This window comes from Enhydrobacter sp. (assembly GCF_030246845.1).
Classification (GTDB): Bacteria; Pseudomonadota; Alphaproteobacteria; order Reyranellales; family Reyranellaceae; genus Reyranella.
Genome location: NZ_CP126889.1, coordinates 3,762,292 through 3,788,117, shown reverse-complemented (window position 1 = coordinate 3,788,117; position 25,826 = coordinate 3,762,292). Strand labels below are relative to the sequence as shown.

Annotated in this window: 22 protein-coding genes; 10 read left to right on the top strand and 12 right to left on the bottom strand. The window is 67.9% G+C overall.

Annotation, left to right across the window (positions count from 1 at the left end; genetic code table 11):
- Positions 1–137 precede the first annotated feature (137 nt).
- The 9 genes from tssC to OJF58_RS18900 all read left to right on the top strand — a co-directional run bounded on the left by tssC (position 138) and on the right by OJF58_RS18900 (position 10,308).
- A complete protein-coding gene (tssC, locus tag OJF58_RS18940; RefSeq protein WP_300779309.1) occupies positions 138–1,610 on the top strand; it encodes a type VI secretion system contractile sheath large subunit in 1,473 nt (490 codons plus the stop codon).
- 43 nt (positions 1,611–1,653) lie between these two features.
- A complete protein-coding gene (locus OJF58_RS18935) occupies positions 1,654–2,496 on the top strand; it encodes a type VI secretion system accessory protein TagJ (RefSeq protein ID WP_300779308.1) in 843 nt (280 codons plus the stop codon).
- Positions 2,493–3,020 carry a type VI secretion system baseplate subunit TssE gene (tssE, locus tag OJF58_RS18930; RefSeq protein ID WP_300779307.1) on the top strand — a complete coding sequence of 176 codons (528 nt, stop codon included), beginning with the start codon at positions 2,493–2,495 and terminating at the stop codon, positions 3,018–3,020. The genes OJF58_RS18935 and tssE overlap by 4 nt, the downstream gene beginning before the upstream one ends.
- 3 nt (positions 3,021–3,023) lie before the next feature.
- Positions 3,024–4,865, top strand: a complete 1,842-nt coding sequence (gene tssF / locus OJF58_RS18925; protein WP_300779306.1) for a type VI secretion system baseplate subunit TssF — start codon at positions 3,024–3,026, stop codon at positions 4,863–4,865.
- Positions 4,862–5,941: a type VI secretion system baseplate subunit TssG gene (gene tssG, locus OJF58_RS18920; protein ID WP_300779305.1), complete on the top strand. Its 1,080-nt coding sequence runs from the start codon at positions 4,862–4,864 to the stop codon at positions 5,939–5,941. The genes tssF and tssG overlap by 4 nt, the downstream gene beginning before the upstream one ends.
- Positions 5,938–7,446 carry a class I SAM-dependent methyltransferase gene (locus tag OJF58_RS18915; protein WP_300779304.1) on the top strand — a complete coding sequence of 503 codons (1,509 nt, stop codon included), beginning with the start codon at positions 5,938–5,940 and terminating at the stop codon, positions 7,444–7,446. Before tssG ends, OJF58_RS18915 begins: the two co-directional genes overlap by 4 nt.
- 115 nt (positions 7,447–7,561) lie before the next feature.
- Positions 7,562–9,400, top strand: coding sequence for a type VI secretion system tip protein TssI/VgrG (gene tssI, locus OJF58_RS18910; protein WP_300779303.1), 1,839 nt, complete (start codon positions 7,562–7,564; stop codon positions 9,398–9,400).
- A 12-nt stretch (positions 9,401–9,412) separates the two neighbouring features.
- Positions 9,413–10,018 (top strand): hypothetical protein, encoded by a 606-nt coding sequence (locus OJF58_RS18905; protein WP_300779302.1) that lies wholly within the window; start codon positions 9,413–9,415, stop codon positions 10,016–10,018.
- Complete coding sequence (locus tag OJF58_RS18900; RefSeq protein WP_300779301.1) at positions 10,018–10,308, top strand: PAAR domain-containing protein; 291 nt, start codon at positions 10,018–10,020, stop codon at positions 10,306–10,308. The genes OJF58_RS18905 and OJF58_RS18900 overlap by 1 nt, the downstream gene beginning before the upstream one ends.
- 12 nt (positions 10,309–10,320) lie before the next feature.
- On the opposite strand, the gene OJF58_RS18895 is transcribed toward OJF58_RS18900, so the two are convergent.
- The 6 genes from OJF58_RS18895 to tagH form a co-directional block, all read right to left on the bottom strand.
- The gene (locus OJF58_RS18895; protein ID WP_300779300.1) at positions 10,321–11,163 is read right to left on the bottom strand and encodes a protein phosphatase 2C domain-containing protein; all 843 of its coding nucleotides are present in this window, start codon (positions 11,161–11,163) and stop codon (positions 10,321–10,323) included.
- On the bottom strand, positions 11,163–11,804 hold the full coding sequence (tagF, locus tag OJF58_RS18890) for a type VI secretion system-associated protein TagF (protein WP_300779299.1): 642 nt from the start codon (positions 11,802–11,804) through the stop codon (positions 11,163–11,165). Before tagF ends, OJF58_RS18895 begins: the two co-directional genes overlap by 1 nt.
- A gap of 7 nt (positions 11,805–11,811) precedes the next feature.
- Entirely contained in the window at positions 11,812–15,360 is a 3,549-nt protein-coding gene (tssM, locus tag OJF58_RS18885) for a type VI secretion system membrane subunit TssM (RefSeq protein WP_300779298.1), read from the bottom strand.
- Positions 15,361–15,362: 2 nt separating this feature from the next.
- The gene (tssL, locus tag OJF58_RS18880) at positions 15,363–16,592 is read right to left on the bottom strand and encodes a type VI secretion system protein TssL, long form (RefSeq protein ID WP_300779297.1); all 1,230 of its coding nucleotides are present in this window, start codon (positions 16,590–16,592) and stop codon (positions 15,363–15,365) included.
- 177 nt (positions 16,593–16,769) lie between these two features.
- The gene (gene tssK, locus OJF58_RS18875) at positions 16,770–18,098 is read right to left on the bottom strand and encodes a type VI secretion system baseplate subunit TssK (RefSeq protein WP_300779296.1); all 1,329 of its coding nucleotides are present in this window, start codon (positions 18,096–18,098) and stop codon (positions 16,770–16,772) included.
- A gap of 28 nt (positions 18,099–18,126) precedes the next feature.
- Positions 18,127–19,389 carry a type VI secretion system-associated FHA domain protein TagH gene (gene tagH / locus OJF58_RS18870; protein WP_300779295.1) on the bottom strand — a complete coding sequence of 421 codons (1,263 nt, stop codon included), beginning with the start codon at positions 19,387–19,389 and terminating at the stop codon, positions 18,127–18,129.
- 290 nt (positions 19,390–19,679) lie between these two features.
- Here tagH and OJF58_RS18865 point away from each other — a divergent pair, with 290 nt between their 5' ends.
- A complete protein-coding gene (locus tag OJF58_RS18865; protein WP_300779293.1) occupies positions 19,680–20,480 on the top strand; it encodes a glucosaminidase domain-containing protein in 801 nt (266 codons plus the stop codon).
- Positions 20,481–20,499: 19 nt separating this feature from the next.
- On the opposite strand, the gene OJF58_RS18860 is transcribed toward OJF58_RS18865, so the two are convergent.
- The 6 genes from OJF58_RS18860 to OJF58_RS18835 form a co-directional block, all read right to left on the bottom strand.
- On the bottom strand, positions 20,500–20,766 hold the full coding sequence (locus tag OJF58_RS18860) for a hypothetical protein (protein WP_300779292.1): 267 nt from the start codon (positions 20,764–20,766) through the stop codon (positions 20,500–20,502).
- A gap of 93 nt (positions 20,767–20,859) precedes the next feature.
- Positions 20,860–21,564 carry a hypothetical protein gene (locus tag OJF58_RS18855; protein ID WP_300779291.1) on the bottom strand — a complete coding sequence of 235 codons (705 nt, stop codon included), beginning with the start codon at positions 21,562–21,564 and terminating at the stop codon, positions 20,860–20,862.
- Positions 21,565–21,577: 13 nt separating this feature from the next.
- Complete coding sequence (locus OJF58_RS18850) at positions 21,578–22,201, bottom strand: T6SS effector amidase Tae4 family protein (protein WP_300779290.1); 624 nt, start codon at positions 22,199–22,201, stop codon at positions 21,578–21,580.
- Between the two features lie 54 nt (positions 22,202–22,255).
- Positions 22,256–23,659: a serine/threonine-protein kinase gene (locus tag OJF58_RS18845; RefSeq protein WP_300779289.1), complete on the bottom strand. Its 1,404-nt coding sequence runs from the start codon at positions 23,657–23,659 to the stop codon at positions 22,256–22,258.
- Positions 23,660–23,685: 26 nt separating this feature from the next.
- Entirely contained in the window at positions 23,686–24,561 is an 876-nt protein-coding gene (locus OJF58_RS18840; protein WP_300779288.1) for a DUF3365 domain-containing protein, read from the bottom strand.
- A 9-nt stretch (positions 24,562–24,570) separates the two neighbouring features.
- The gene (locus OJF58_RS18835; protein WP_300779287.1) at positions 24,571–25,626 is read right to left on the bottom strand and encodes a peptidoglycan-binding protein; all 1,056 of its coding nucleotides are present in this window, start codon (positions 25,624–25,626) and stop codon (positions 24,571–24,573) included.
- Between the last annotated feature and the right edge of the window lie 200 nt (positions 25,627–25,826).

Sequence of the window (25,826 nt, the reverse complement as noted above, 5' to 3'; positions counted from 1 at the left end):
CGAGCGCGACTGGCGACACCATGGGCGATCGAGCGACGACAGCGGAGCCGGCGGCACCGGCAGCTCCCCTCGCGACGCCGGGCGCCTTGCCGCACGCGCCGTCGCTCCGGCCGGGCCGACCGTTGCGCGAAGCGGTCTTGTCAGGCCAATTTTTCGGCGACCGGCACGCCGCCGCGGCTGGTGAGCTGGCGGCATTCCTGCATGGCGGTCTCGACGCGGCCGACGGATTGCGGGCGTGGTTCGGCGAGGACCTCGCAGGACTGCTCACGACGGGCGCGTTGCGGGCAGCCCTCGACCGCGACATCGCCAACATCGATGCAGCCCTGGGCGAGCAACTCGACGCCGTGCTGCATGCTCCCCGCTTCCTCGCCTTGGAAGGACGTTGGCGTGGGCTTGCCTGGCTGATCTCTGGCGTCGAGCCGGGACGTCGCATAAAGGTGCGGCTGCTGCCCGTCTCCTGGACCGAGCTGTGCCGCGACCTCGAACGGGCGCTGGAATTCGACCAAAGCGTCACCTTCCGCCGGATCTACGAAGACGAGTTCGGGATGCCCGGGGGCGAACCGTATGGCCTGATGGTGATCGACCACGCGGTTCGCCATCGCGTGTCGCCGGGAGGGACGACCGACGACGTCGGTGCCCTCGGGCAGCTCTCGGCGATCGCTGCCGCGGCCTTCATGCCGGTCGTGCTCTCGCTTGACCCGGCCGTGCTGGAGGTCGACGCATTCGCCGATCTCGACGGCGTGCGGGACATCGTCGCGCCGCTGAGCGGCCCCGATCACATGCGCTGGCGCAACCTCGCAGGACGCGCCGACATGCGCTTCATCGCCGTCACCCTGCCGCGCCTCTTGGCACGCGCCCCATGGAGCGACGATCCCGGACGCCTGGACGGCTTCCGCTACCGCGAGCACGGCGCCGCCCCGGATACGCGCGTCTGGATGAGTGCCGCCTATGCCTTTGCCGCCTGCGCGGTTCGCGCCTTTGCCGACAACGGCTGGCCGGCCGATGTGCGCGGCGTGGAGATCGACCGGGTCGGCGGCGGACTCGTCACCCGCCTTGCCGTCGAGCCTTTCGCCAGCGGACCTCCCCTTGCCTGGCCACGTCGGCCCGTCGAGTACCAATTCAGCCACCAACACGAGCACGCGCTCGTCGAGGCCGGCCTGATGCCGGTCGGCGTCCTGCCGTTCGGGTCTGAGCTGGTGTTCGGCGCCGCGCGCAGCATGCAGACGCCGGCGAGCTATGCCGGCCCCTCCGCCGCCACGGCCGAGGCGAATGCTCGCCTCTCGGCGCAGATCAACGCCATGCTCTGCGCTGCCCGTTTCGCGCATCTTCTCAAGGTGATGGGCCGGGACATGGTGGGAGCCTTCCGCACCGCCGACGAGATCGAACGGCAGCTCAATCGGTGGCTGCAGGACTATGTCGATGCCAACGTCAACAGCACGGGCGATCTGCGGGCGCGCTTCCCCTTGGTCGAGGGCGCCGTGCAGGTGTCCGAGCGACCGGGCAAGCCCGGCGTTTTCGGTTGCACCATGCACCTGCGGCCGCATTACCAGCTCGACGATGTCGCCGCCACTTTCCACCTTGTCACCGAGTTCGCGGCGCCCGCCGGTTGACCAAACGCGCAGGTGGCCGGCAATGCCGCCGCGAGGAGGATCGATGTCGCATTCGCCCCCCCAGGCGCAACACGCCGCCGAAGCAGGTCGTCTGTTCCGGGAAGGCAATCTGGCCAACGCGCTGGCGGCCGCGACTGCAGCCGTGCGCCAGGCGCCGGCGGATCTCGGCGCGCGAATCCTCCTGGCCGAGCTGCTGCTTTTTGCCGGCAATCTCGAACGCGCCGACGTCGTCCTCGATGCCTGCGCCGAGCTCGATCCGACGGCCGCTCTGGCCGCCGCCGAGTTCCGTCAGTTGTTGCGCGGTGAGACCGCACGGCGACAATTGTTCAGCGACGGTCGGGTGCCGGAGTTCGTGGGCGAGCCCACCGCCGCCCATCGCCTGGCTCTGGCCGCGGTGGTGGCGCTGCGCAACGGCGCCACGGGCGAGGCCGGGAAACTCGCCGCCCAGGCCGAGGAGGCGCGGGTCCATCCCAGCGGCCGCGTCGGCGACCGGACGTTCGACGACCTGCGCGACGCCGACGATCTGCTGGCGACTTGCCTCGAGGTCATCACCACGACGGGCAAGTATTTCTGGATTGCTCCGGAGCGGGTGACAGAGCTCGAGCTTCACCGGATGAAACGGCCGCGCGACCTCTTCTGGCGCCGGGCGACGATGCGGATCACCGACGGCCCGGAGGGCGATGTCTATCTGCCGACGATCTATCCGCCGGTCGCGATCGAAGCGGCGGCACTGACGGACGCCTTGCGCCTGGGTCGCGCCACCGACTGGCAGCAGGTTGGCGGCGACGGGCCGACGCGGGGGCTCGGCGCGGTGACGCTCCTTGTCGGTGACGAGGCATTCACCTGGCGCGAATTGGACAAGCTGAGCTTCGGAGCAGCGGGATGAGCGACAACCGAAGGCCTGCCACAGCGGAAAGCGCCGGCCTCGTGCGAGCGGGCAGGCCGCAGCTTCCGTTGCTCGACCGGCTGCTCGACGCCGAGCCCACCGCACCGTCGGACCGGCCTCCTTCCGCGGCGGCGGCGATGGAGACGCTGCGGGCCAGCATCTGCCGCGACCTCGAGGAGCTGCTGAACACCCGCCGAAAGTGGCGCTCCTGGGATCCTGCCCTGGCCCAGCTCGATCGTTCACTGGTCGGTTTCGGCCTCCCCGACTTCGCCTCGGGCGCCTTCAACGATCAGCGTCGCCGCGAGGAGCTGCGGCAGCTCGTCGACGCCTCCATCCGCCGCTTCGAGCCGCGCATCGTCGATCTCAGGGTCACGCTGATCGAGGCGGCCGACAAGGTCAGCGGCACATTGCGGCTGCGGATCGACGCCCTGCTGCGAGCCGAACCGGCGCCCGAGCCGATTGCTTTTGATACGGTTGTCGATCTCGTCAGCAAGAATGTGACGGTCCTGGAACAGGAGGCGTGACCGGTGTCCGACGCTCTGCTTGCCTATTTCAATCGTGAGCTGGAAGCGCTGCGTGGCCTTGCCGGCGAGTTCGCCGAGCGTCATCCCAAGATCGCCGGCCGCCTGCGCCTGACGAAGGATGCGGTCGACGACCCTCATGTCGCCCGCCTGCTGGAAGGCGTCGCCTTTCTGGGCGCACGCGTGCAGCACCGGCTGGACGACGAGTTCCCGGAGCTCACCGACGGCCTGCTCTCGGTGCTCTATCCACACTATCTGGCGCCCATGCCCTCGGTGGCGATCACGCGGTTCGAGGCCGATCCGGCACTGCCCGGTCCGGCCCATCTGCCCGCCGGCCTCGCGGTCGAAACCGAGCCGGTGGCCGGCGAGCCATGTCTGTTTCGCACCACCTACCCCCTGACTCTCTGGCCGGTGGAGATCGAGACGGTCCGGCTTTCGGGCATGCCGCTGCCGGCGCCGCCCAACCCGGCGGCTGCGCGGGCCGCGTCCTGCCTGCGCATCGGCTTGCGCTGCGCCAATCCGGCCACGACGTTCACCGAGCTCGGCCTCGATCGCTTGCGCTTCTTTCTTCCCGGCGAGCAGGGCTCGGCCCTGCTCGAACTGCTGCTGGCGCACACCCTCTCGGTCGCGCTCGCCGACGACCACACGGACGCGCGGCCGGTGATCCTGCCGCCGGACGTCCTGCAGGCCGTGGGCTTCGCGCCGGAAGAGGCGCTCTTCCCCTGGCCGGCCCGCTCGTTCTCGGGCTTTCGCCTGCTCAGCGAATACTTCGCCGCCCGCGAGAAGTTCCTGTTCGTCGATATTTGCCGTCTCGATGCCAAGACTCTCGTCTCGGCAGGCAATCGCATGGACATCTTCGTCTACCTCGACCGCGCGATGCCGGACCTCGAACGGTCGGTTCAGGCGACCAGCCTGGCGCTGGGCTGCACACCCATCGTCAATCTCTTCGAGCAGCGTTGCGAGCCGGTACCCCTGGATCACACGAGTATCGAATATCGAATCGAGCCGGATGTGCGGCGACCCGCCAGCGTGGAGATCTGGTCGGTCGAGCGTGTGCGCGAAAGCCTGCCGGGCGGCGAGTTCCGGGCCTGGGAGCCTTTCCATCGGTTGACGCGCCGTCATGCCGGCGCCGCAACGGACGGGCCGGTCGCCGGCTTCTACGGCACCTCGCGCCGCGAGACCACCGGCGGCATTCGCGGTACCGATGTGTTCCTGCTGCCGCACGACGCGGCCTTCGACCCCGAACGCGAAGGCGGCGGGGTGCTCTCGATCGACGCGCTGTGCTGCAACCGAGATCTTCCGTCGTTGTTGCCGTTCGGCGGCGGCCGGCCGACGCTGCGGCTGGTGGAAGGTGCCGCGGCGGTCACCGGCCTCACCTGCCTGACCGCGCCGAGCCCGACGCTGCGCCTGCCGCAGCAGGAGAATCGGTTCTGGCGCCTCGTCTCGCACCTCTCGCTCGGACACCTCAGCGTGGTTGGGGGCGAAACCGGCGCCGATGCGATGCGCGAGGTGCTGCGCCTTTATGACTGCCGGGATTCCGCCGAGTCGCGGGCGGCGATCCGGGCCTTGCTGAGCGTCGTGTCGAAGCCCGGAGCAGCGCGCATTCCCGGACTGCACGGGCCGGGAGCGCGCACCGGCGGCTTCTGTCGCGGGCTCGACGTCACCTTGACCTTCGACGACCAGGCATGGGCGACAGGCGGATTGTATGTCCTTGCTTCGGTGCTCGATCGTTTCCTCGCCTTGCACGCGACGGTGAACTCGTTCGTGCGGACCCGCGTGGTCCTGCGCGGCCGACCCGAAACCGTTGCCAGTTGGCCCGCGCGGGCCGGCCGGCAGGTGCTGTTGTGAACGAGCCGCCTGCTTTCGGTCGACGCCGCGCCGCGCCGCTGGCGCGATTGAAGGCGGAGCCGCAACGGTTCAGCTTCGATGCGGCCGTGAGGCTGCTGACCTTTCATCGCCGCCATGCCGACCCGGCCGAGTCGGCGCACTTCACGAGCGCGGCCGGCTCGGCCTACGCTGCGGCGGAGGTCACCGAAGTGCAGGTGAACGCTTCGCCCTCCACGCCGCCACGGGTGACCGTCGGCCTGACCGGCCTCACGGGGCCAGTGGGCGTGCTGCCACGCTACTATTCCGATGCCGTCGTGGCAGATCAGCGGTCACGCTCGTTCTCGCTTACCGACTTCCTGGATCTGATCTCGCATCGCATGATTGCCGCCTTCGCGGCGGCCGGGGCCAAATATCGTCCGCATCGCGCCGCCGATGCCGGATCGCTCGCAGCGGAAGGCGAACGCGGCGATCCGATCGCCGACGTGCTGCTGGCGCTGACAGGGTACGCGCTACCCGGCCTCGCCGGACGCCTGCTGGCCGGCGCCACTGTGCTGCGTCACTACGCCGGCTTCTTTTCCGCCCATCCGCGCTCGGCCGACCGGCTTGAAGCGCTCGCCTCCGACTGGCTGGGGCGACGGGTCAAGGTCGAGCAGTTTGCCGGCGAGTGGATGGCCCTGCCGATCGACCAGCGCACGCGCCTGCCGACGGGCGTGTCTCCGGGTGCGTTCGGCCAGTTGGGTCTCGATGCTGTCATCGGCGTGCGCGCCTGGGATCAGCAGGCTCGGATCGTGCTTCGGATCGGGCCGCTCGATCTCGCCTACTTCGAGCGGCTGCTGCCCGATCGGCCGTTGCTGCGCGAGCTGGTCTCGCTGGTCCGCGCCTTCGTCGGCTTCGAAGTCGGGTTTGCCGTCAATCCGGTGCTGGCGCGCGACGCGGTCCCGCCGCTGGCTCTGTCCCATCCCGACGCCCCGACCTCGCGCGGCGCAGGCCCGCTGCTGGGCTGGAACACCTGGCTGCCGACTTCTGCCGCCATGCCTCGTCGCACGGACGCAGGCGACGCGCTCTTCGACGGCGAGATTGTCGAAGGACGCGCATGACCCAGCCATGGAGCAGCGGCTACGTGGCCGATATCGCTTATATCGAGGGCTTCTATGTCCAGCAGTCTCCGGCCCGCATGGCGTTGGCGTGCCTCAGCGGGAATGTTGCGGTCGATTTCCCGGGTCCGGACGACTCCGCTTGCTATCTCGAGCTGGGCTGCGGCTGCGGCATCGGCGCCCTTCTGACCGCCGCCTCAAATCCGCGATGGCAGGTCACTGCCATCGACTACAACCCCGCGCACATCGCCATCGGCGCCGGCCTCGCGCGCGCAGCCTGCATCGAGAATATCCGCTTCCTGGAGGCCGACCTTGCACAGTTGGCCGCAAGCCGGGAGGCCGACCTCGTTCCGGCGGCCGATTTCGTCAGCCTGCACGGCCTTTGGTCATGGGTCGGTGGCGACGTGCGGGCGGGCATCGTGCGGCTGCTGGGCGCCAAGACACGGCCCGGCGCCCTCGTCCATGTCAGCTACAACGCCCTTCCCGCCTGGCAGGGCGCGATCGGACTGCAGCGGCTTGTCTACGAGGCCGGGCGCCGATCCTCCGGTCGCAGCGACCTGCAGGCGCAAGTCGGCCTCGCGCTGGCGCGGGAGATCAAGGAGGCCGGTGGCAAGTACCTCACCGAGAGCGCTCTGGCTGCCGAGCTCGTCGACTCGACCGCCACAATGTCGCATGAGTACCTGTCGCACGAATACATGACCGCGAACTGGGCGCCGTCGTTCCACGCCGACGTCGCCGCCATGATGGCGCAGGCGAAGCTCGACTGGACGGCGTCCGCCAATCCGCTGGAGAACTTCCCCGAGCTGATGCTCACACCCGAGCAGCGCGCGGTGATGGACCGCCACAAGGATCCGATCCTGCGCGAGCTGATCAAGGATATGTGCCTGCCGCGGCAGTTGCGCCACGACGTCTTCGTCCGTGGTGCGAGGCGCCTGCGCAATGCCGAGCGCGACGCCGCGATTGCACAGCTCACCGTGGTCCCGGTTGTCACGCCTGGGGAGCTGCAGACCAGAATCCAGGTGCCGGCTGGCCTGGCCGAGATGGGGGAGCCCTTGAAGACCATGATGGCAGCGGCCTTGCGCGGCCCGGCGAAGATCGGCGACCTGCTCGCCCTGGCGCCCGGGCGGAGCAATCCGGTGGAGCTCGTGAGCGTGCTGGTAGCATCCCAACAGTGCCAGATCGCGATGCGCGCCGACAGTGCGCAGCCCGAGTCCGCCAACCGCCTCAATCGCGTGCTGGGCCGGCGCGTGCAGTCGCTTGCCGAGGCCAGGACCGTGAGCGGCCTTGCCTCGTCGCGGCTGGGCACCGGGCTTGCCGCGCCGCCGCTCGTGCAATTCATCGCCGCGCGCCTTCTCGACGGCGAGCGCGAGGACAAGGCCGAGGCCTGGATTGAAACCCTGAGCGCGGATATCGCGCCGGAAAAACGCGATACCGTGCGGTCGATCGTGCACACCGCCGTCGAACAGCGCGTGCCGATCCTGCGTCGACTGCACATCGTGCCCGACTAGGAGGCGCCCCGCTCGTGTTTCCTTTCGATCCGGGCTGGGCTACCTTGAACGCTCACAGGAGAACCATCGTGGCTTGGCTTCTGGGGCACCATCCCGAATATCGCGCCGCACCCCGATGACCAGTGACAAGAAATCGCTGCTGTCGCTCACCAGCAGCGCCGAGCACGAGCTGACGCCGGTCCGTCTGAAGGCGCACGAGACGATCAGCAGCCTGTTTCGCTTCGAGGTCGAGGCCGTTGCGGCCGGCTCGATCGACGCGCGCGGCATGCTGAACAAGCCTGCTTGCGTCGCCGTCAATCACGGCGAGCGGCCGACGCGATACTTCCATGGCATCGTCGCCGAGTTCGGGCCCGTCGAGCAAAGCGGTGTGGTGGACGTGCTCTATCGCATGGTCCTCGTTCCGCAACTGGCGCAGGCCGCCATTCGAAGCGATTGCCGGCTGTTCTTCAACAAGACGGCCGAGGACATCGTCAAGACGATCCTCGACGACGCGGGCGTGACCCGAACCTCGTTTCGTCTCTATGCCCAGCCTGCCCAGCGCAAGGCCACGGCGCAGTACAACGAGACCGCGCTGCATTTCATCACCCGGCTGATGGAGGAGGAAGGCTGGTTCTACTTCTTCGAGCATGCGTCGGACGGCCATACGCTCGTGGTGACCAACGACAACAACGGCTTCGCCACGATTCCCGGCGCCACCGTTCATCTTGGCGTCGGCGATACGGCGGACCAGTTGACCGAGTTCCGCCGGCTCGAGGCGTTTGCCCCCGGCAAGGTGAGCTTGAGGGACTACGACTTCGAGGTGCCGGGCAAGAATCTCAAGGTCGATCAGGGCACGATCCTCAAGCACGGCGGCACGGCCAATCGCGCGGTGTTTCACTGGCCGGCGCTCACCCGCGACACATCGCAGGCGAAGGATCGCGCGAAGTGGCGGATGGAAGCAGCCGAGGCGGCCGTATCCCTGACCGACGCGGAGAGCGAGATGGCGAACCTCGTCGCCGGCGGCAAGTTCAAGCTGCGGGACAAGGCTGGTACGGAGACGCCGCACGTCGTCAGGGAGATTACCCATCGCGCCGAGGACGACAGCGGTTCGCGGCGCGGCGAGAAACCCAGCAGCTACTCGAACAGCTTCACCGCCTTCGCCAATACGGTGCCCTGGCGGCAGCCGATGACCACGGCGCGGCCGCGCATGGAGGGCCTGCACACGGCCATAGTGCTGGGGCCTTCCGGCGAGGAGATCCACACCGACGATCAGGGACGCATCAAGATCCGCTTCTGGTGGGATTGGCGCGAGGACGCCACCGCCGACAGCAGCGACTGGGTGCGCGTGGTCCAGCCCTGGGCCGGCAATCAGTGGGGCGGCCAGTTCATCCCGCGCGTCGGCACGGAGGTCGCCGTCGCCTTCATGGACGCCGATCCCGACCGGCCGATCGTGATCGGCGGCTTCTACAACGGCAACGACAAGCCGATCTTCCCGGCGGCCGAGAAGACGAAGCTCGGCTTCCGCTCGCGCTCCGTGACCAGGGGCGGCACCGACGCCTTCAATGAGTTTTCTTTCGACGACAACAAGGGCAAGGAGATGGTCTTTCTGCACGCGCAGAAGGACATGACGACGGAAGTCGAGAACGACCAGAAGCTCGACGTCGACAACGATCGCACCGTCACCGTCAAGGGCAACGAGACGGTAACGATAGAGCAAGGCAATCAGGCCACCGAGGTGAAGCTCGGGAACATCTCGATCAAGGCGGACGCAGGCTCCATCACGATCGAGGCCCTGCAGACGATCACCCTGAAAGTCGGACAGAGCTCCGTGACCTTGTCGCAGGCGGGGGTCGAGGTGAAGGGCATGATGATCACTATCAACGGGCAGGTCCTGACGGAGGTGAAGGGAACGATGGTGACGGTCGAGGGTGCCGCGATGCTGACGCTGAAGGGCGGCATCACCATGATCAACTGAGGCGATCCAGCCATGTCCGCGCACACGCCCGGCACGAGTTCCAGCAAGCTCAGCCGCGAGCTTTCGTCCTTGCTGATGCACCTGGATCTCGATGCCGAAGGCACCGCCACGCTTGGCGGCTGCGACGATCCCGCCGAGGCGCTGGATCGCCTCGAGCAGGCCGGGCTCCTGGTCGAGGCGACGCGGCTCGTCGCCCACGCCTTGCCGGCGCGCGAGGCAGTGTGGTGGGCGTGCGCATGCTCGCGCCACACCGCCGCGTCCGGCGACCGACCGACAGTCGAGACAACGGTCCGGGAAGCGGCGGAGGCCTGGGTGCGCCACCCGACCGACGAGTTGCGCCGCGCCGCCATGAAGGAAGCAGAGAAAGCCGGGTTCCACAGCGCCGAGGCCTGGGCCGCCGTCGCCGCCTTCTGGAGCGGCGATTCGATGGCGCCACCGGAGGCGCCGAAAGTGCCGCCGCAACCCCATTTCAAGGGACTGGCGGTCGCCGGTGCGGTCGCGCTGGCTGCGGTCCGCGGCTTGGCCGCGCGGCGCGAGGCGAGACTGCGCCGTTTCCTGGTCTCGGCCAGGGACATCGCCGCCGGCGGCGCGGGGCGCCTCGAAGCGGAGATCGATTGATGGGTCTGCCGGCAGCGCGCCTCACTGACATGCACATCTGTCCGATGGTCACCGGCCTCGTCCCGCATGTCGGCGGCCCGATCGCCGGACCCGGATGCCCGACCGTGCTGATCGGCGGCCTGCCCGCCGCTCGGGTCGGCGACATGTTGGTCTGCGTGGGCCCGCCCGATGCGATCGCGATGGGATCGTTCACGGTGCTGGTCGGTGGCATGCCGGCCGCCCAACTGGGCAGCCTTTGCGTACATGGCGGCACCGTCGTCGTCGGCTGCCCCACCACGCTGATCGGCTGACCATCAACCCTGTCAGGCGGGCTCCGGCGTCGATTTCATCTCCGGCTCGGCGGAAGCCGCAGCCTCGGCGCTTTCGATCTCGAGGAGGGTCGAGCCATTGCCCGCGCCGAACTCGATCGTCACTACCGTGACGTTGTCGATCGCCCGAGCCGCCAAAGCGGCCATGACCAGCCGTTCGGCACCCGTCTCATGATCGCCGGCAAGCAACTCCGCCAGCCGCTCCTCGGGCAAGCTCTTGCTCAGGCCGTCGCTGCAAAGCATAAGCCGGTCGCCGGCCATCAGCCGACCGGTGCGCTTGTCGAGCTCGAGCGCATCGCTGCCGTCGCCCACCGCCCGGGTGATGACATTGCCTTGCGGATGGTCGATGGCTTCGGCTTCGGTGATGGCGCCGCTGTCGAGCAGGGCCTGCACCAGGGTATGGTCGCGGGTGATCCTCGTGAGCGCCTGGCCGCGCAGCAGGTAGGCACGGGAGTCGCCAGCCCAGAGGCAGGCGAAATGATCGTCGCGCGCCAGCACGACGACGACCGTCGTGGCCACCATCGCGCCGGCGCCGAGTTCCACGGCTTTCGCATGCAGGCGGGCGTGCGCCGCCTCGAGTCGCGACCGCACCGCCGTGAGCATCTCGCTGCCGGTAAGGCCGACATCGATGGTCTGCAGGAGGCGGGCCACCTCGGCCGAGGCCAGCTCGCCCGCTTCATGGCCGCCCGCGCCGTCGGCCACCGCCCAAAGACCGAGATCGGGCCGGTTGATGTAGGCGTCCTCGTTGAGCCTGTTGGCGGTGCCGGCGTGAGTCGCCGCACTGGAGCGGAAGCTCCCGAAGCGGGCGACGTCGCTGTCGATCCCGCCGCTGGCCATCACGACGGTTCCGATGGACTGGTGCTCGCCAACGTCGGCGCAGCGTCGGCTGCCGCCCACCCGTCGTCGATCAGTCGGGCAAAGCGGTCTCCTTCGGGCAGGACGGTTCCGACTTCCCGACGCGCAGCGACGCGCGGACCGCCGTCCGTCCACCAGACGGCGCGGCTCGGCGGGAAATCCGCCTCGCCTGTCGGGATGTCGACTGCGACAAAGGCGGCCTGAATGCGCTGCAGCAGCTCCGCTGGCGGCAGATCGTGTTCGAGTGCCTCCCGACCTGCCTCTTCCGCCAGGTCCAGGAACGATGTCATCGCCCCCGCGTGCGGTGCCCAGTCGCCGGCCGCGATGGCGGCGATCGTCAATGGCGAGTAGCGGCCTGCCTTGTCCACACTGGGCATCCAGAGTCCCAGGACGCCGTTTCGGCCACACAGTCCCGGCGGCAGCAGGAAGCGCCAGACCGGCGCCTCGAGCCAGGCGGCTTGCCACACATCCCGGGGCCGTCGCTGCATTTCGACAAAGCCGCGCTGCCACCAGGCATCCCAGGGATCGGTGAAATCGCGCGGCAGGTTTTCCCGCACGAAGTCGCCTCGTGCCGGCAGCTTGCCGAACAAACCTGCGCTTGCATCGAAGGGGAGCGCCGACATGGCCCGCCTAGTCGTGCACCGAAGGGCAACGGAAACTTTGCAAGACGCCGGGCGAGAACGGATTGAGGACCGACGCCGCCCGAAGCTCGAAGGTTGCCGACCGATCGCCGAGCGCAAAGGTCAGCGTATAGCGCTCGGGCGAGTCGGCCTGGCGGAGCGTGCCGCGGGCAAAGAGACGGAACATCGCCCATGGGCCGGTCTCCGACAGCACGCCCGTTCCGCCGGCGGGCGGCGGGTCGAAGATCAGCCGCACATTCTGGATGCGGTTCGGCCCCGGCCAGGTGATCTGCGTCGACCGGGACGGGCCGTGCGCGTAGGTCACCGACGTGCCGTCGAAGTCGAGGCTCACCTGGGACGCGCCGGCGTCGAGCGCCACCGGCGTTATGTCGAAGCGCACGGCGATCGTCGTGGAATTGGGCGCGAAGAACAGGTCACGGATCACTGCGGCGCGCTGGAACTGGGCGAGGTCCGCCGCCGACACCGGCGCCTGCACGCCATCGACGGGACGCGGCTTCCAGGTCGTTCCGGTCGTGTCGACATACGGCCGTAGCTGGGTGTTGAAGAAGCCGTCGATCAGGCCGCCCGGCGCGAACAGCTTGGCGAAGTCGTCGAGCGGCGTCTCGAGCGAACTGCCGGGAACGAACGGGAAGCGGCCGTTCACGGCGAGCGGACAGAGCGCCGCCGGCCCGCCGGCGCCATTGTAGGCCGCCGCCACCTGCTGGCGCGCTCCGCCGCCGCGCAGCGCCGTGCTCGATTCGGCCATCGCCAGCAGCCACCGCGCGAGCGGCTGGGGCTGACGCTGGGCCTCGGCCCGCAACGCCAGCGACGGATCGTTCCCGGCGGGCGCGCCGACCGGCGGCGCGCTTCCGAGCGGCGTTGCCGCCATCTTGGCCAGTTGCTGCTGCAGGTCGTTGAGAAGTTTCAGCACCTGATCGATCGGTGCGCCTCCACTCGGGACGACCAGCTCGCGCAGTTGCTTGTAACGCTGGTCGATCTCGTGGCCGGGCGGCAACGCCGGCGCGGCGCCATGCTGCCCACCGAACAGCGAGGAGATCAGAGCCGGCGTGCTCGTCGTCGTGGCGGCGACGGCCGCCTTTCCCTTGGCCGCAGCCTCGGTCGCCGCCGCGGCGGCGGTGGCGGGCTTGGGCGGCTCCGACAGGGTGAGCTGGCGGGCAACGGCGAGGAGCAGCTCCTTCATCGGCGATTGAGGCGACGCCAGTATGTAGAGATCTTGCGCGGCCTGCGGCAGGCTGCGCAAGGGCACGATCTCGAGGTCCTGCAACAGGTCGTCCCACGCCTTGGCGTAGTCCGCCACGTACAGCGCGACCACGGCGTTCGCCAGCTCCCGCTGCTGGGCATCGTCGAGGCTGACCGACGATCCGCGGCCGATCACCCAGCTTTCGGCCAGCACCTCGCGCGTCGCTGCCGGCAGGGCCGGCAGCAACACCTTGTGGAAGCCGTCGACGGTCAGGAAGCCCGGTATGCCATCGGTCATCTTCCGGCCGGATGCCCGCACGAACACGTGCAGCCCCGCGGGCCCCAGCACGTCGCTCGGCTTCCAGGACGGCAAGGCCTGTGCGGCCGCGGAAGGCTTGATGCGCGAATAAACGCGGGCCGCCAGTGGAACGCGGCTGAACGTCGTGCGCGCCTGCGCCACGAGCGCGTCGTCCAGCTTCACCGGTGGCAGAGGCTGCGCGAGCAACGCCTCCAGATGGGTGCCGAGCCCGGCCAGCACGGCGGCATTGAAGGCGCCCGAATAGGCGGCCTTCCAGTCGTACGTCATCCACTCCTTCACCAGGGAGCGGTCGAGCGGCCCCTGCCCGCCCAGCATCAGGTAGATCCGCGTGGCCTCGTAGAGAAAGTCCGGTCGGGTGAAGTTGCCCCGCATCTGCGCTTCCAGCCGCCAGATCAGGCGCGGCAGCAAGGCATAGCCGAGCGCGTGCCGATAGACCGCGTCCGCGCCCGAGCGCAGCTTGGCGGCCTGCGAAAGGTCGAAGCTGGACAGGATGCCGCCACCCGTCCCGGCGGCCTTGTCGAGATTGCGCGCGGCATCCAGCAAGGGCAGCAGGCGGGGAAGGTCGGAATCATTGACCGGGTCGAGGGCCGTGCCCTTGGCGACGGTCTCGTAGTTGGCCAGGGCCGACGACATGGCCGCGACCTCGCGGTCTGCCGCCGACCGGCCGGCGACGAGCCAGCCCGCAACGCCGAGCGTCGCCAGCACCACGGCGGCAAACGAGGCCGCGCGCAGGACGAGCCGTCGTGTCCGCGCCGCGGGCGGCTCGCTCACCAGCATGGCCTCGCCCAGGATCACCCGCGAGACGAGCTGGCCGAGAAAATAGCTGCGGCCCTGCTGGGGTCGCAGGCTCGCCGCGCGTCGCTGGTCGAGGCCGAATGCGCGCGCCATGACGCCGGTCAGCCGATCGATCGGCGTGCCCTCCTGGGTGCCCGAGGTGAAATAGACCCCGCGCAACAGGGGAGCCGGATCGAGCCGGGAGCCGCCGAAGGCCTCGGACAGAAAAGTCTGCAGCGGCTGGGCGAGAGTGGCGATCTGGGTCGGGAAACCGGCGATCACGGCGCGACGGTCGGGGCTCTGCTCGGCCTGCAGGCGGTCGAACAGGCGATCGTTGAGACGATCGACGAGGAGCTGCAGCTCGCCAGGAAATTCCGACACGGGCCCCGCCTGCGACTTGGCAAGCGGGAAGGTGGCACCCCAGACCTGATCGCGCCGCTCCCGGCCGAGATCGTCGAAGAATTCGGTGAACCCGGCGATCAGGTCGGCCTTGGTGAAGAGCGCATAGACGGGCATGCGAATGCCCAGGCGGTTCTCGAGCTCCTTGATACGACGGCGGATCGCCCGGGCGTGGGCGACCCGTTCGTCGGCCGGCGCGGCGGCGACATCGCTGAGCGCGATCGCGACGATCACCCCGTTCAAGGGTTGGCGCGGCCGCGTCTTGCGCAGCAGGTCGAGGAAGGCCTCCCAGCCCGCGCGATCGACCGCCGCGTTGGAATCCTGCGTGGTGTAGCGACCGGCCGTATCGATCAGCACCGCGTTATCGGTGAACCACCAGTCGCACAGCCTCGTGCCGCCGACGCCGGCCACCGCGCCCTGGCCCATCTCCGCGGCGAGCGGGAACTTCAGCCCACTGTTCAGCAGCGCCGTCGTCTTGCCGGCTCCCGGCGGCCCGATGATCACGTACCAGGGCTGCTCGTAGAGATAGCCGCGCGTTCCTCGCGCCTTCTTCAGCAACGCGAGCGCCGTCGACATTCGTTCCCTGAGCGCCGCCGCTTCCTCGCCCACACCGCTGTCAGCGCTCCCCGGCGCCTTCTCGGCGACGCCCTGCTCGAGCGCGCGCTCGCGGCGCTGGCGACGCAGATCGATCAGCAGGTTGGCCACCAGCCAGACCAGCACCAGCGCCAGCACGATCGCCAGCCGCGGCAGCCATGCCTCGAGGACGTCGAGCAAGGGTCCGAAAATCCAGACCAGGAGCGCCAGGATGGCCGCTCCGACGAAGCTCAGCACCCAACGGGAAGCGAGAATATGCAATGCCCGCTGCACGGCTAGTCGCCTTTCCGGTCGAGCAGGACCTCGATGCGCCGGTTGCGCTCGCGGCCCTCCGGCGTAGTGTTCGGCGCGATCGGATCGGCGCCGGCCCTGCCCTCGGCGCTCAGCCGGCTCGCGTCGCCAATGCTCGCCGCCATGATCTTGCCGGCTGCCAGGGCGCGCGCAGCCGAAAGCTGGAAATTGGACGGGAAGGCGATCGTGCGGATGGGCTGATTGTCGGTATAGCCGATCACATGCACCGCCCCCTGCTCCTCCTTCAGCGCGAGCCCGATGCGATCAAGCAGCGGCTTGAACTTCGGATCCACCGCGGCGCTGCCCGAAGCGAACATGCCGCGGGCCGTGATCCGCACCAGCGGCTGCCCGATCGTGCCCGTCACCTCGACGAGGCCCTGCTCGATCTCGGGTTGCAGGAAGGTGCGCAGCCGGTCGAGCACGGTCGGCGCCGGTGGCGACGGCGGCGGCGTCGGCGCGGGCGGCGGCGGCGCGACCGCCGCGACTCGCGTGATCGTCGGCATGTGCGCGGGCGGCGCCGCCTGCAGGCGCGCGAAGAGATCGTCCGACGCGGCATTGAGGCCGATCGAGAACCAGAGAAAGAGCGCCGCGACGATCCCGAGACCGGCGCTCGCCGCAACCCAGAGCGGCACGCGGAAACGGACGGGCCGATAGGGCGCGTCGACCCCCCTGGTATGGGGGGCGAGGTCCGGCTCGGTCGCCTTCTGCTGCTGGCGGACGATGACGGCGTAGGTCTCCTCGCGAATCCGGTTGATGTCCCCGACGCCGCGACGGGAAAGCCTGTACTGGCCGATGAAGCCGAGTGACATGCAGAGATACATCAGCTGCACGACCGGCAGGAACCTGCCCGGGTTGTCACGCATCTGCTTCAGCACGTCGAAGAAGCGCTCGCCGCTGCGCACCTCCTGATGGAAGGTCGAGACCAGCGACCGCTCGCTCCAGGTTCCGCTGCTGCCCCACGGCGTGTTCAGGACCACGTCGTCCAAGCTGGCGCACAGGGCATAGTGCGCCGGGCGAAGCTGCTCCAGCGGCACGCCCTTGTCGCGCGCCTCGCGCTCGAAGACCTTGATCTGTTGCACGGTCCGCTCGCGCAGGTCGCCGGAATCCGGCGGAGTCAAGGTGTTGCGCAGGCGCGCCATGAGCTGCAGCAACGGCGCCGCCGCGGCGGCCAGCGCATCGCCGCCAATGGCGATGTTTTCCGTGCCTTCCGCCACCACGGCTGATCGCGCGCCAACCGCCTCCTGTCGCGACGGTGACCCGTGCGGTGCGTCGGCCGGCGCCTCGGCTGCGGCCGGGCGTCGTCTGCCGGGATTTGGCCGAATGACCGTTCGATTGTCGTCTTCAGGTTCGGCGAAAGGATTGTCGCTCATATTCGCCTCACGTCGCCGCCGTCAGCCGCGGATCGCCCAGAGCTCGATGTTGAGGTTCGGGAAATCCCCCGAAACATGAATGGCGAAGCCGCCGGAGGATTGCAGCTCCTTCCAATGTGCCGAATTGCGGTCGAGCTCGAAATAGGTCGCGCCGGCGTAGAACGGCAACTGGCGCGGGGCGACCGGCAGCGGCCGCACGGCAATCCCCGGCAAGGCGACGTTCACCAGCTCGCGGATATGCTCGACGGCGCCGATCTTGACCTGCGAAGGGAACAGCCGGCGCAACGTCTCGGTCGGTACGTCGGCCTGGACCGTCAGAACGAAGCTCGACGAACGCAGGATCGCGCGATCGACGATAGGACCGACCTGCACGCCATAGGCGCGCTTCTGCAGCGGGATCTGGATGGCGGTCTGCTCGATCACGGCGGAAAGCGAACGGCGCAAGTCGGCGACGACCGGCGCGAAGCTGCGTTGCAGGTCGGCATGCCGGTACGGCGGATAGTCCGAAGGTCGCCGGCTCGCCTCGGTGAATGTCGCGAAATCCCCAGCCATCTGCACCAGGGCAGCGTAGAGGTCGACCGGATGGACGGCGCCGTCGCTCGCCCAGTGGGCCAGCAGTTTCTGTGCGCGGTTGACCGACTGCAGCAACAGAAAGTCCGAGACATCCGCCACGCCGCGCGAGCCCGGCGCCGTGAGACGCGCCGCCAGAACCTCGCCGCGCTGGTTGAGCATGCCGGTGAGCTCGGCGATCAGGCCGGCAAGCGGCGCGGCAGCGGCGCAGGTGAGCGCCGGCGCGATCCACTGATCGTCCAGGATCACCCGGCGGTCCGCGCCGACCTCGATGACGCGGGCAAGGCCGATGCAGTGATAGCCGGCACGGTTCTCCGTTTCGAGCATGTAGCGCAGCCGCAGCCTGCCGACCTGCACCTCGGCGGGCTGCGGCGAGCCGGAATGGGTGTCGTAGGCCTCGAAGCTGCGCTGCTCGTAGCGGCCCTCGGCCGAGCCGTCGGCCGCGACCTCCACCGATCCCGCCTGACGCATCGGCAGCGCCAGATAGACGATGGCGTTGCGTGTCGTCTCGGGCAGGTCGAGCGGCGCCGGCTGGTCGGCATCGCCCGGCAGGGCGAACGGGGTACCGTCCTCGAACACGCCGCTGCCGCTTGCCAGAGCGAACTGGCCGACACCCAGCAGATTGCGGTTGATCGCGGCCTCCGTGACGCCCCAGCCATGCGGTCGCAGGGATGCGGTGCGATCGCGCACCAGCGCCTCGAGCCAGCGATCCTGCTGCTGGAAGTGCTGGGCGCGCAGGAACATTCCTTCGAGCCAGACGACACGATTGGACCAGGTCATGCTGCTTTCAGTCCGTAGTGGCCGGCCGTCATGATTCCTTCCCGCCCGCGCCAAGCTTGTCGACCGCTTGCTCGTAGGCACGGGCGAAAGCCTTGCCGAACACGCTGTCGAAATCGTCCGAGAGCGCCTGGGTGACGCCCTTGTGAAGCTGCACGAAGGCATCCCACGCCTTCGCCTTGCCCTGGGCGGGATGGATCTGCAGCCCGTTGCCCGCCGATTTGCGCTCGATGGAAGCGGGCTCGAACTGGGCAAGCAGGATGCGCACCGCCTCCTGCATGGCCTGGACCGTGGCCAACTCGTGCATCCGAAGGTCGTCGAAGGCTTCCGCGATGGCGTCGTCGACCGGCATTCCGCCGCGCCGGCCCGTTCCGAGAAGGGTTGCCAGCGCATCGTCGTCATCGAGCGAGAACTTCAGCGGATTGTTGCCGGTGGGCCGGATCATCGTCTGCACGATCCGGAATTCGTCCTTGATGCTCGCCCGCGCCATCAAGGTCTGTCGAAGCCCGCTGACGGTCGCCCGCAGGGCGGCGCCGATCCGCTCCAGCGTCTTCTCCGGATGCGGCAGGGTCGTTTGGCTCAGTCCGGCGCCCCGCAGAAAGGCCGACACCAATTCGGCGTCGGTACCCGTGGCAACGGCAGGCGAATGCCCAGACGCCGGCGGAGGCGCTACGTCGAGGCGCGGCGACGCGGTACGAGGGCGCGATGCCCCTGGCAGGTCGACATCCCAGTCGTCCGGAATGATGGCGGCTCGAACCGGCGCCTGATGGAATGCGCTCTGGAGCGCCGGCGCATGATCCGGTTGCGTGGGCCCCGCGAACGGCTCCCGCTCGGGCGCCAGGGGATCGAAATCGGGAGGCAGGATCGGCGAGCCGGGCACGTCCGGCGCGGCGCCGGCCACCGGCGATCCGCCATCGTCATAGGCACGAAGATCGGAGTCGCGCATGGCGATGCCCCGATCGGACGCACCCCTCTCCTCTTCGTCGATCGTGACCTCGATCTCGTACAGGCCGAACTTGATCCGATCGCCGTGTCGCAACTTCTGCACGGCGCCACGGCCTATGGGGTCACTGGCCTGGTTGAGGAACGTGCCGTTGGTGCTGAGATCGTGCAGTTCCCAGTCGCCGGCGCTGTAGACCAGACGGCAATGCCTCTTCGACAGGTGGCGCTCGGGATCGGCGATGACCCACTCGTTGTCCTGCCCCCTCCCGATCGAAAACTCGCCGCCGCGGACCTCGCGCCTTTGCGGCGCCACGTTGTCGGGACAGCGGATCATGACGAGCTTCAGGGTCACGTGAACGCTCACTGCAGCGGAGGGAGACGGACGGCAGCGAAGGACTCCCTGAACATCATCGTGCAGCCGATAGGTCCCAATAGGAAAATTGTAGTCGGGGAACCCTCGGCAGGGCAATCGGATTTGGATTTTCTGTCGGTTGGGCAGCCTTCTTCGAGCGCCCCGGCAGCCGGTTGCAAGTCTCGGCATCGTCTGCGCCGCCGGGTGCGCCGCGGGCGGCCATGTTGACGGGCCGTATGACGCCCGCCATCCTGCCTCCGCTCACCCGACCTTCGAAAGAAGATGTCGCCATGTGCCTTGCGCCGTCACCCACCATCCTGAGCACCGACGAGGTGGGCAGCGTCGCGCCGCCGATCTTCACGTCCGTCGGACAGGATGCCGTCAACGGCCCGGTCGACGTGTTCATTATCCAGTCGCTCCTGAACAAGAGGCTGCCCAAGCCCCATACCGACGTTCCCGTGACGGGCACGGCCGACCCGGGCACGATCCTGGCCATCAAGGCATTCCAGGCCGTGATCATGGGCATGAACCCGCCGACCGGCCAGGTCGCGCCCGGAAGCCCGACCTACTACGCCCTGGCCGCGCGCCCGCTGGTGAACCAGGAGCCGACCCGGGCAACGCCGTTCGGCCATGTCGGCATCGTTCCGGCGGACGTGATCGAGGCCGCCAAGGCCTCCCAGCGCCGCTGGGGCGTGCCCGCCGCGATCACCGTGGCGCAGTGGATCGTGGAGAGCGCCTGGGGATCGGCAATGCCGCCCGACAGCAACAATCCGTTCGGGATAAAGGCGGTGCAGACGGAGCCGGCGGTGGAAAGCGAGACCCGCGAGGTGATCGACGGCAAGGTGATCACGACGACGGCCCGGTTCCGGCGTTTCACCAGCCTGTCGGAGGCTTTCGAGGCGCACGGCCGGTTGCTGTCCACGGCGGCGCCCTATCGGCCGGCCATGGCGTTCGCCCAGGATCCCGACCGCTTCGCCGATGCGCTCACCGGCGTCTACGCGACCGATCCCCAATACGGCCTGACGCTGAAGTGGGTAATGGATAACTATCACCTGAAGCAATACGACCTCGAGTCCGCGCGCGGCGGCTGACGGCACGCTGCCGTGCGCGCTACGGCTTGAAATTGCCAGGCAGCGAAATCCGCCCCTGGCGCAGCTTCTTCTCAAGCACCGGGATACCTGCCTCGACGTTGCCCTTCTGGCATTGCTCGATCGCATTGATGGCATCGATGTCGAATTGATGGCCCGGCGAGTTCTGGATGTAGCGGCGATAGAGGCCGATGAGCTCACTGCAATAGCCCTTGTCGTCACTTTGCGCCTCGGCGCCGGTCGACAATGCGAGCAGAGATGCCGAAAGGAACAAGAGGCCGAGTTTCATGAGCTCCGTCCGCCGCGAAACCTGCAGTGTAGCCCAGCCTGCCGCAGGCGACAGCTCAATGATCGTCGCCTTGCCTCTCGACGGCTCGCCGCATCACTTCCAGATGTCCCTGATCTTGTCCGCAGTCGCCTTCTTCAGAAAAATCGGCGGCGACATCACATTCGGCTTGGGCCGCGGCGGATTGTGGAGCACGAGCTTGTCCTCGTCCGGCTTGTCGAAGGGGCCGGCAAGCGGCTGCGGCTGCTCGATGAACAGATCGGCGTCAGGCCCGTATTTGGTATGGTCGGAATTGTCCAGTCCGCAGACATGGATGAGCTCGTGGGCGGCAATGAAATGCTTGATGCCATGGCCGGCCTCGCGCTGCACGTTGTTGAACTTGTCCCGGCCGACTCTCATGAGGGCGGTTATCATCGGCGTTTCGGGCACGAACACGAAGGCTCGCCGGATCCGGTCGGGTTGGCTGCCGAAGTGCCTTTGCACGGCCTCGGTCTTGCCGTGCATGGCCGTACCGGAAAAACTCTTGATCAGAAAGTCCTGACCGAGGGCGGTGAAGGTGATGTCGCCCTTCCCCATGTCGAACTGGACATCGGCGCCGTCCTCGCCGTCCGGATCGGGCTTCTTCGCATCCGCGGGCGCCGCCATCGTGACGCCGAGCTTGTGAACCTTCGACAACTGGTTGAAGGTCTTCAGCGCGTCGTCGAACGCCCTGCGCCACGGCTTGCTCAGGGTCGGCACCACGAAGATCGTGAGCTGCTTGACCTTCCGGTTCCTGATGCTGTCTTCCCAGGGCGTAGGCATCGTCGTTGCCTCCTCACACGATCGGCACGCTCGGGACGCCCATGTCCCAGAACCATACCGGAGCCCAGCCGAAGGGCTCCATCCGTCCCTTCATCCAGTTCTGATGCCAATCGCTGCCCGTCCAGACCTCGGTATGGAAGCCCCATGACTGGTTCTTCATGAACACCACGATGCCGGGCCGATCCTGGACAAACGACCTCGCCTCCTGCTGCGACGCCGGCTTGCCGTCGGCACGGCGCGAGATCTCCTCGCCATCATCGAAGGTGCTGTCGAGAAACGCCTTCATCTCATCGACCGACGCAAGGTAGTGGAACTCCTTGTTGGCGGCCGCGGCGATCCTGAAGGAGCGGGTCTTGCGGCGGCTGCTGCGCGCACCCACCATCTTCGTCGGATCGACCATGTGAAACGCCATGTTGATGGCGTGGGACATCTGGATGCAGCATGTCGTGTAGTTCGGATCCTCGTTCTTGAGTTCGGTGACCCAATTGTCCAGTTCGCCACGGAGAGACCCTCCGGGATCTTTCAGGGAAACGGCGAACCTGGTCTTGGGCGGCCTCCCAATGGTCACGCTCGTGCTGGTCACCAGCGGATAGTAGGTCAGGAAGCTGGCGGGCTTGACTGGGATGGCGAACGCCATGGGTTAGGGCTCCCGGCTGAATGGCTCTACTGTCACGGACGGCGTGCCGTCGGCCTACCGATGACGTTGCCCCAGAAAGGCCGATCGCTCCACCGGCGACTCGATGTGATTGGCCAGACTGAGCCAAAGAGCCTCGACCGACGTCGCATCGGCCGTTGCGCGCCGCACGAGAACCCGCGCGATCGGCCCGACGTAGTGGGCCAAGGCCTCCTGCACCCGCTCCAGCTCGCGCTCGGACAGACGATCCCGTGAGCCTCCGGGCTCGCCGGGCGATAGTGCGGACGGCCGGATCAGGGAATTCACGTCGCGGCGGAAGCGCTCGCGCTCGGCCGGGTCCGCGACAGTGAGCGCGAGTTGCGCGCAAAGGTCGCTGACCGATCGGCTGCGGCCTGCCGTCGTCCGCACCAGGACACGGGCAATCGGCCCGATATAGCCTGTCAGCTTGTCCTCGAGCGCGCGCAGGGTGTCGGGATCTATCTGGGACTCGGACAGCCGTCGGCCGGATCCGGCGTCCGACCGCGCCACGTTCTGCGAATCGGGAGGGGGCGGCGCGGCACTTCCGGTCGGTGTGCCGATCGGCGAGACGTGGGTCCTCTCGCCCTGATCGCCCGTCGCGTCACCACGGCCGAAGCTCGCGAGCACCTGCTGCAGGGCCGCGGCCATCTCCGGTCCCGTGCTGAAGCGATCCTCGGGCTGCTTCTCCATGGCGCGCTCCAGCACGAGTTGCAGCCTGGGCGCCGCCGCGCGAACGGCGGCCGGCAGGAGCGGCAGCCGCTCGAACCGGATGCGGTGGCTGACATCGGCGAGATTGTGGCCCGGAAACGCGCGTGCGCCGGCCACCATCTCGAAGAGCGTGGCGCCTGCCGAGAAGATATCGGAGCGGCCGTCGACCGCGCCGCCGTGGCACTGCTCGGGCGACATGTAGTTGGGTGTCCCCATCGAGGAGGAGATGCTCGTGACCTCCGTGTTCACGAAGCGCGAGATGCCGAAGTCCGCGACCTTCACCCGCATGTCCGGCGTCAGCATGATGTTGGCCGGCTTGATGTCCTGATGGATCACGCCGAGCTCATGGGCGCTCGACAGCGCGTCCAGCACCTGCAGCATGATGCGGATGGCATCCGGGACGGCCATCACGGGCGCAGCGTCGAGCGCCTGACGCAGGCTCACGCCATAGACGAACTCCATCGCCATGAAGGGCTGACCCTCGTGCAAGGCGAAGTCGTAGACAGCGACGATATTGGGATGGGCGCAGCGGGCGGCCGCCTGGGCCTCGCGCCGGAAGCGCCGGATATACTCGTCCGAGTCGGCGCCGCTCATCAACCTGGTCGAGATCAGCTTGATGGCGACCGGTCGCCGGATATCGGGATCATGCGCCTTGAAGATCTGGCCCATGCCTCCGATGCCGACCAGACTTTCGACGACGTAGCGGCCAATGGTGGTCGGGAGCGGATCCGCCACGAACTATCCTCCCGAAGACAAGCTGATCATGCGCCCTCGAGCATCCGGATGGCGTTCTGCAGGCTGCGGTGCATCAGGTTGAAGGAGCGCCCCAGCGAGGCGATCTCGTCGCGGCCTTTCACCTTGTATTCCGGCACGTCCGTCTTGCCCGCACTGACGTCGCGCGCCAGCGCGGTGATTTCCTGCATCGGCTTCAGGATGAAGAAGTGCATCAGCACGTTCAGGATGATCAGCATCCCCGCAAACACGGCACTCAGCGCCGCCACGAAGGCCAGCAGCGAATGCTTCGCCCGGGTGAGCGCGACGCTCATCGGGACCGACACGATCTGCGCCCCGATGACGTCGTTCATCACCCAGCCAAAGCCGTTGCTGTTGCCATAGAGGTCGACCATCGTCGTGGGCGCCGAGGCCGGGGTCGAGTGGCAGGCAAGGCAGGCGCGGTCGGTCAGGCGGAACGGCCGGGCAAAGGTCAGGAACTGTCCGGCCGGCGTGTCGCGGGTGGCCACGAACTCGGCCAGTTCGCTGTTGCGCTTGAATTCATTGATGATGTCGGCTTCCCAGGCCGTGGCCCGGTCGGATGGATTGGTCGGATTGAGCGCCGCCTCCTTGTAGGAATAGTCGGGAAAGTCCTTGTGAACGTCCTTGAGCACGGTCTGAGCCGACCAGGACGGCACGGAATGCGGCAGGAAGCGCACCGACATCTGCTCGGAAATCAGGGGCCCGATCTCCTTCGAGGTGTAGCTGCGGACCGCCGTTCCGCTGCGCATGAGGAGCGTCGCCTCGCTCAGCATCTGCCGCTTGGCTTCCTCGGTCGTAATCTCCCATGCCAGGAGCGTCGCCACCGCGAGTCCGATCAGGAAGGCAGTGATCATCACCAGGTTGAACTTGGTCCGCAGGCCCATGTCGCTCTCCTACCGCACGCTGTTCACCAGCCGTGTCGCCTGCTCGGCCGTCAGGTGTCCGGTCATCTCGGCTTTGATCTCGAACTGATAGCGGCGGATGGCAGCGCGCGTTTCGGGACCGAAGTTCGCGTCTATCCGGCCAATATAGTAGCCCAGCGTCGCGAGCTTCACCTGAACCAGCCGACGGTCCTGCTCAGACATCCCTTCCTCGTCCGCCATGATCTGACGAGCCGGCATTGGCGCGGCCTGCGGAGCAGCGAAAGTGGGGGCCGCCGGCGGCGTCGGCGGCGGCGGCGCTATCGCGGTCGATGAGGACGAAGGTGTCGCCGGCACGGTGGACGAGGAAGGCGCCGCGGGACGGGCAGTCGCCAGGCTGAAGTGTGTCGTTACCGACGCATTCTTGGCCAGTCGATGGCGCATGCCGGTCGTGAACGGCTCGACGTCCGGCCCCAGCTCGGACGCCTCCTCGCGCAACGCCAGGGATGCCGGCGTGGGCCCTCCCGGCACGGCGTCGTTGCTCGCGCCGATTACCGCATAGCTCGATGGCGTTGCCTGATCGACCAGGCGGGCAAGGCCCGACGATGCAGCGCTCGATGTCCGAAAGACGTCCAGCAGCAGAAGGCCGCCGCTGTCTTTTGCCCGCATCAGGCTGTCCAGCAGGCTCTTCGAGATGATGCCTTGCGTGAGCACGTCGTACTCGCGCGCGAGACTGGCCGAGGTGGGCAGCAGAAACGACCGCCCGTTGAACTCCACGGCGTAGCCGCAATAGTAGAGCGTCACGAAAGTGGAGGGCGCCGAGCCGGCGCGGCGGGCCAGACTGCCGATGGCGGTGTCGAATTCGCCGCGTCCCAGGTCGTGCCGTTCGACGACCTCGATCCCCTTGCCGCGCAGCGCGTCACGCACGATCGTAGCCGAGGCCTCGCACGTCGCGAGCGGCGGCAACGACTTGTACTGCGCGTTGGAAATGACCAGCGCGAGGCGCAACGGCTCGGATCCGACCGTCTGTCCGCCGCAGCAGATCGAGACGGCACCCAGGACGATGCCCAACAGACGAGCGCATGTCATCGTGAACGTGCTCCACGACGCAAAGGCTACTTGAACGCTTCAACCCACGCCCAGGAACCCACCTTCTCCTGGCCCGGCTACACCGGCGATCGGTCAATCACGCCGACCGAGCGCCAATCCGAGACCGACGAGTTCTAGCCGCCTTGGCCTTCGGATTCTGCATGCGATGTGTTTCGTCGGTTTCGCAGCATACTCCCTGC

Bases quoted from the DNA above. Each gene is read 5' to 3' on its own strand.
- OJF58_RS18935 (WP_300779308.1), top strand. From the start codon at position 1,654: ATGTCGCATTCGCCCCCCCAGGCGCAACACGCCGCCGAAGCAGGTCGT.
- tssE (WP_300779307.1), top strand. From the start codon at position 2,493: ATGAGCGACAACCGAAGGCCTGCCACAGCGGAAAGCGCCGGCCTCGTG.
- OJF58_RS18915 (WP_300779304.1), top strand. From the start codon at position 5,938: ATGACCCAGCCATGGAGCAGCGGCTACGTGGCCGATATCGCTTATATC.
- tssI (WP_300779303.1), top strand. From the start codon at position 7,562: ATGACCAGTGACAAGAAATCGCTGCTGTCGCTCACCAGCAGCGCCGAG.
- OJF58_RS18905 (WP_300779302.1), top strand. From the start codon at position 9,413: ATGTCCGCGCACACGCCCGGCACGAGTTCCAGCAAGCTCAGCCGCGAG.
- OJF58_RS18900 (WP_300779301.1), top strand. From the start codon at position 10,018: ATGGGTCTGCCGGCAGCGCGCCTCACTGACATGCACATCTGTCCGATG.
- OJF58_RS18895 (WP_300779300.1), bottom strand. From the start codon at position 11,163: ATGGCCAGCGGCGGGATCGACAGCGACGTCGCCCGCTTCGGGAGCTTC.
- tagF (WP_300779299.1), bottom strand. From the start codon at position 11,804: ATGTCGGCGCTCCCCTTCGATGCAAGCGCAGGTTTGTTCGGCAAGCTG.
- tssK (WP_300779296.1), bottom strand. From the start codon at position 18,098: ATGACCTGGTCCAATCGTGTCGTCTGGCTCGAAGGAATGTTCCTGCGC.
- OJF58_RS18865 (WP_300779293.1), top strand. From the start codon at position 19,680: ATGTGCCTTGCGCCGTCACCCACCATCCTGAGCACCGACGAGGTGGGC.
- OJF58_RS18860 (WP_300779292.1), bottom strand. From the start codon at position 20,766: ATGAAACTCGGCCTCTTGTTCCTTTCGGCATCTCTGCTCGCATTGTCG.
- OJF58_RS18855 (WP_300779291.1), bottom strand. From the start codon at position 21,564: ATGCCTACGCCCTGGGAAGACAGCATCAGGAACCGGAAGGTCAAGCAG.
- OJF58_RS18850 (WP_300779290.1), bottom strand. From the start codon at position 22,201: ATGGCGTTCGCCATCCCAGTCAAGCCCGCCAGCTTCCTGACCTACTAT.
- OJF58_RS18840 (WP_300779288.1), bottom strand. From the start codon at position 24,561: ATGGGCCTGCGGACCAAGTTCAACCTGGTGATGATCACTGCCTTCCTG.
- OJF58_RS18835 (WP_300779287.1), bottom strand. From the start codon at position 25,626: ATGACATGCGCTCGTCTGTTGGGCATCGTCCTGGGTGCCGTCTCGATC.